This window comes from Bradyrhizobium sp. BRP19 (assembly GCF_020194195.1).
GTDB classification, from domain to species: Bacteria; Pseudomonadota; Alphaproteobacteria; order Rhizobiales; family Xanthobacteraceae; genus Bradyrhizobium; species Bradyrhizobium yuanmingense.
Map to the genome: position 1 here is coordinate 1 of NZ_JADYVZ010000046.1, position 6,126 is coordinate 6,126.

Consider the following 6,126-nt stretch of genomic DNA (forward strand, 5'->3'; position numbering starts at 1 on the left):
CGTTGCGGCCCAGGAACTCAAGATTGCCGTCCGGCAGATAACGTGCAAGGTCGCCGGTCCGGTACAGCCGATCGCCCTCGACAAAGGGACTGGCGATGAACCGCTCCGCGGTCAGCTCAGGGCGGTTCAGGTAGCCCCGTGCCACCCCCGCCCCGCCAATGTAAAGCTCACCCACCGCGCCGAACGGCACGGGCGCGCCATGGCCATCCAGCAAGTACACACGCGTGTTGGCGATTGGGCGCCCGATCGGGACCAATGACCCATTAAAATCAGCCGGGCAAGTCCAGATCGTCGCACAGACTGTTGCCTCGGTCGGGCCGTAAGCATTGACAATTGATGTTGGGGCCAGACTTCGGATGAGTTCTGGCTTCGGCAGCTCTCCAGCAAGAACGAGAGCTTGCACAGCCAAACATTTCGGATCCTTGTTTGTCTGAAGCAACGCTGGGGGTAATGTCGCGTGGGTGATGGCTTCGCTTTGCAGATAATCCGATAGCTTGTTACTCGCTTGACGGATCTCTTCCGCAGGCAAGTGCAAAGCGGCTCCGGAGCCAAACGCCATAACAAGCTCCCAAGCGCTTGCATCAAAAGCAATGGAGGCGAACTGCACGACGCGGCTGTTGGAAGAAGCGCCAAAGAGGCCGACCTGAGCCGACAGCAGATTGACCAACCCTTGATGCTGGACCATGACCCCCTTTGGGGTTCCGGTTGAGCCTGAGGTGTAGATCACATAAGCGAGATGGCCCGATGTGAGGCCAAGCGTGCGCCGGTCAGGGTTTGAAGCCGCCCGTTCGGCCCAGGCGGGCGTGGCCGTCTCCACATCGATGACCGTCACATCGGTCAGCACCTCGAGACCGAGTGCTGCGCGACCGACGACGTCGCAAAGCAGCAGCCGCGGCGCGGCATCGTCGACAACCTGATGCAGCCGCTCGCTGGGATATGCTGGGTCCAGCGGCAGATAGGCACCGCCAGCCTTGAGGATCGCCAAGACACCAACCACCATCGCCGGACTGCGTTCGAGGCAGATCGCAACCGGCTGGTCCGGCTTGACCCCGAGGGCGATCAGGTGATGCGCCAGCCGGTTGGCCCGCGCGTTGAGCTCGCCATAGCTCAGCCGCTCGTTTTCGCAGACCAGCGCCACCGCCTCCGGCGCCTTTTGCACCTGCGCCTCGAACAGCTCATGGACGCACAGGTCCGATGGATAGGCCTCCGCCGTCCGGTTCAGATCCTCCAGCAGATAGGTGCGCTCTTCAGCTGGCAAGATGTCCAACTCGCGTACCGGCGTATCCGGGGCATGCTCCAGCGCCTTTGCCAGCTCCTCGAGCACCCGCTGCATGTAGCCGCAGATCCGATCCGCAGAGATAGGCTCCGCCACCTGCACAGTGAGGCCCAGCGCCTCGCCAAAATCCTCCACCGACAGGGTCAGCGGATAATTGGTGCGTTCCTCCCCACCCAGCCATTCCATGCCCGACAAGACATCATCCATCCCGGAGCCGGGCACAGCCGGCGCCGTGTTGTGACGGTAGTTCAACAACGTGCTGAACAGCGGCGCCGACGCCGCAACAGCGCTGCAGCGCTGTACCAGCGCCAGCGAGGCCTGCTCGTGCGCCAAGAGCTCGGCCAGCCGGGCGTGCGTGGTTCGCACGCTCGCCTCGACCGCTGTCCCATCAAGATCAAGCCGCAGCGGCAGGGTGTTGATGAACAGCCCCATCGTGCGGTCGGCGCCAGCGCTGCCCTGCAGGCGGCCTAACAGCACCGTGCCGAACACCACCTGCTCGCGGCCGCTGCTGCGCGCCACCACCTGTCCCCACGCCAGATGGCACAGGCTCGCCAGACTCACGCCCAGCCGCCGTGCCTGTTCGCGCAGCCTCGCTTGGAGCGCTGACGGCAGCATCCGCTGCGCCTCTCGAACCCCGCTGCCGTCGCCGCGCACCTCGCGCAAGCCGAACGGCGTGCTCGGCTCGTCGATGTCGGCCAGCAGCTCCCGAAAGAACGCTTCATCGGCCTTGGCATCACGGCGTAGATGCGCCTGCGCCACCAGATTGCGGAATGGCTGCGGCGCCGTCAGCTCATGCTGGCGCCCCTCCAGCTCGGCCCGGACCTCAGCATGCATCACGTCCCGCGTCGTGTGATCCCCGATCAGATGATGCTGCAGCTCCAGCAGCAGCCAGCGCGCGCTGCCGGGCTCGCGCGCAATCATAAATCGCAGCAGTGGTGCTCGGCCAAGCTCGATGCGGTGCTGGCGCGGATCAAACCGCTCCTTAAGCTGCGCGGCGCCAGCACCATGAGCGCCATCCAGCTCGACCTCGATCACCTCCAGTCGCGCCTCCCGCCACACCACCTGGGCCGGGCGCGACAGGCCCTCCCAGACGAACGAGGTGCGCAGAATGTCGTGCCGATTCACCACCCGCTGGACCGCGGCAAGATAGCGATCGAGCAGCCCACGCTCGTCAAACGCCATCTGCGATACCAGCAGGTACGGATCGCCCTTTGCCGCCAACAGATGATGGAACAGGATGCCGTCCTGCAGCGGCGACAGGCCGTAAATGTCCTGGATGTTGCAAATCCCGCCGGGCACTGTGGCGATGATCCGGTCGATCTCGCCCTGGGCCAGCTCAATCAGCGGCAACATCTGCGGCGTGATCGCCGCACTTCGCTCGGTGATCAGGTTGGCCGGGACCGCCACCTCGTGATGGCGGCCCAGGCTTGCAGCCAGATCAGCCAGCACCGGCTTGACGAACAAGGTGCGCACCTCGATGCGCAGTGACCGCCGCCTTAGACGCTCGATCATCTGCACCGCCAAGAGCGAGTGCCCTCCCAGTTCGAAGAAGTTGTCGTGCCGTCCGACCCGCTCCAGCCCCAGCAGCTCGGCCCAGATCTGCGCCAGCACCGTCTCCGTCTCGCCCTGTGGCGGCGCGTAGGTCCGGCGCGCATACGCCTCGTCGCCCGGGGCCGGCAGCGCGTTTCGATTGAGCTTACCGTTCAGCGTCAGCGGAAGCGCCGCCAGCCGCACGAACGCACTCGGCACCATGTAGTCCGGCAGCCCCGCACTCACATGCGCCCGCAAACCGCCGGCAAGATCAGATTCCTCAGCTTCGGCGGCAACGACATACGCAACGAGGCGCTGCTCGCCGCGACCATCCTCGCGCGCCACCACCACCGCCTCGCGCACGCAGGGGTGGCCGCAAAGCCGCGCGACGATCTCGCCCGGTTCGATCCGGAAGCCGCGGATCTTCACCTGCTCGTCGTTGCGGCCTAAAAACTCCAGATTGCCATCCGGCAGGTAGCGTGCCAGGTCGCCGGTCCGGTACAGCCGGTCGCCCTCGACAAAGGGACTGGGGATGAACCGCTCCGCTGTCAGCTCAGGGCGGTTGAGGTAGCCCCGCGCCACCCCCGCCCCGCCAATGCAGAGCTCGCCCACCGCACCGAACGGCACCAGCCCGCCATGACCATCCAGCAAGTAGACCCGCGTGTTGGCAATAGGACGGCCAATCGGGACGATGGCCTCATCAAACTCAGCCGGGCAGCTCCAGGATGTAACGTCGATCGCGGCCTCAGTCGGACCGTAGAGATTGTGCAGGGCCGTCCAGGGCAATACGCGCCGAACCCTATACACACTGGCGGCAGGGAGCGCCTCGCCGCTGCATAAAACCCGCCGCAGCGATGTGCAGCGGTCAACACTCTTCGCATCCAAAAAGCTGACCAGCATGGATGGCACGAAGTGAACCGTCGTGATGTGCTGGCTGACGATCAAGTCGACCAATGCATCGGGATCTCTGTGCGCACCGGGTGGCGCCAGTACCAGCGTTGCCCCTTCAAGCAAAGTCCAAAAGAACTCCCAGGCCGAGACATCGAAGCTTAATGGCGTCTTCTGCAACACGACGTCTGTTGGCTTCAGACCATAGGCGTTCTGCATCCAGATCAGGCGATTAACGATAGCCCGATGCTCATTCTGTGCCCCTTTGGGCGTGCCCGTGGATCCCGAAGTGTAGATCACATAGGCGAGGTTGCGGGAGGTCAGGCCGAGCGCGCGCCGGTCAGGATCCGCTTCCGGCAGGCTGGCCCAGGCCGGCGCCGCAGCATCGAGCTCCACCACGCTCACAATGGCCGGCACATCCGCGCCGAAGGCGGCACGGCCAGCCACATCGGCCAGCAGCAGCGGCGGGGCCGCATCGTCGAGCACCTGATGCAGCCGCGCCGACGGATAGGCGGGGTCCAGCGGCATATACGCTCCGCCGGCCTTCAGGATCGCCAAAAGCCCCACCACCATCATCGGACTGCGCTCGACGCAGATCGCAACCGGCTGGTCCGGCCTGACCCCGAGGGCGATCAGGTGATGCGCCAGGCGGTTGGCCCGTGCATTGAGCTCGCCGTAGCTCAGCCGCTCATCTTTGCAGACCACCGCCACCGCATCCGGCGCCTTGTGCACCTGCGCCTCGAACAGCTCGTGGATGCACCGCTCCGCAGGATACGGCGCCGCCGTCCGGTTCAGCTCCTCCAGCAGATACGTGCGCTCGGCAGTCGAGAGCAGCTCAATCCGGTGGACCTCTTGCTGCGCATCGGCAACCATCGCCCGCAGCTGCGCCAGCAGATAACCACGCTGCCGCTCGATCGTCGCCTGATCGAACAGCGCCGTGGCATAACCCAGCGTCCCAGCGATCACCTCACCCTGCTCGCCAAGGCTCAGCTCCAGATCGAACTTGATCTGATCAATCTCCTCCCCGGCAGCTTCGACACTCAGCCCCGGCAGGTCCAATGACCCAACCGCATTGTTCTCCCAGGCCAGCATCACCTGGAACAATGGCGTGTGATCAAGAGCCCGGGGCGGCTGCACGATCTCCACCACCTGCTCGAACGGCAGGTCCTGATGCTCCTGCGCAGCCAGCACCGTGCGCCGCGTCCGCTCCAGAAGCTCCGACACGCGCGGCTTGCCCGACAGGTCCAGCCGAAGCGCCAGGGTGTTGACGAAGAACCCGATCAGCTCTTCGATCTCGCGGTGCCCCCGATTGGCGCTCGGCACGCCAATCACAAGATCGTTCTGCCCGGACAGACGCGACAGCACCGCCGCCCAGGCCGCCAGCACCATCATGAACAACGTCGTGCCATGCTGTAGGCTCAGCCGCTTCAACTCCCGCGTCAAATCCGCATCGACGGTGATCGGGACCGTGGCCGCGGCAAACGACTGCTGGGCAGGCCGCGCATGGTCCGTCGGCAAGACAAGACGGGCTGTGCCTGCCAGGGCGCTGCGCCAATACTGCGCCTGCTTCTGCAACCGTTCCCCCGACAGCCATTGACGTTGCCAGGCGGCGTAATCCGGATACTGGATCGCAAGCGGCGGCAGAGGGTCGTCCTGCCCAGCCTCGAATGCCCGGTAGAGCTGGCTAAGTTCACGCAGCAGCACGCCCATCGACCAACCGTCCGAGACGATGTGATGCTGGGTCAGTAGGAAGACGTGTTCCTCGTCGGCGATGCGGATCAGCCGCCCGCGGATCAGCGGACCGCGCGCAAGATCGAATGGCGTGCGCCCCTCTTCATGGCACAGATCCAAAAATGCCGCTTCCGCATCCGATCTCTCCCGCAGATCATGCTCAACTATCGGCAGACCCGCGTCCGGCGGCAGAACCTCAACCCCGGGCTTGCCTTGGGTCGCGACAAACACACTGCGCAGCGCCTCATGACGCGCAAACAGACGGTCAAGGCTGCGCTGCCAGGCGCTGCGGTCGAGCATCCCGCGCAATCGCAAGGCCAGCGGAATGTGATAGTTCGTGCTGCCTTCGTTCAGCTGAGCCAAAAACCATAGCCGCTGCTGCGCAAACGACAGCACAAGCGGCTCATGACGCGACACGGCTGCAATCGACGACAGCTCGTGCGGACCGGAGCGGCTCAACAGCTCGACGATGCTTGCCGCCAGGTCACTCAGCACTGGCCTTGCGAACAGCGTCGACAGTGGCAGTTCGACCCCGACAGCCTGTGACAGCCGGCTCGACATCTGCACGGCCAAGAGCGAGTGGCCGCCCAGTTCGAAGAAGTGGTCGTTGCGCCCGATGCGCTCGACACCAAGGAGCTCGGCCCAGATCTGCGCCAGCGCCGTCTCGACCGCACCTTGCGGCGACTGGTAGGCCGCCAGCG

The 6,126-nt window shown here is 64.9% G+C and carries 1 protein-coding gene; it reads right to left on the reverse strand.

The features are described from left to right. The coding region (locus I6F36_RS38130; protein ID WP_225173228.1) for a non-ribosomal peptide synthetase at positions 1–6,126 on the reverse strand (6,126 nt) is incomplete at both ends.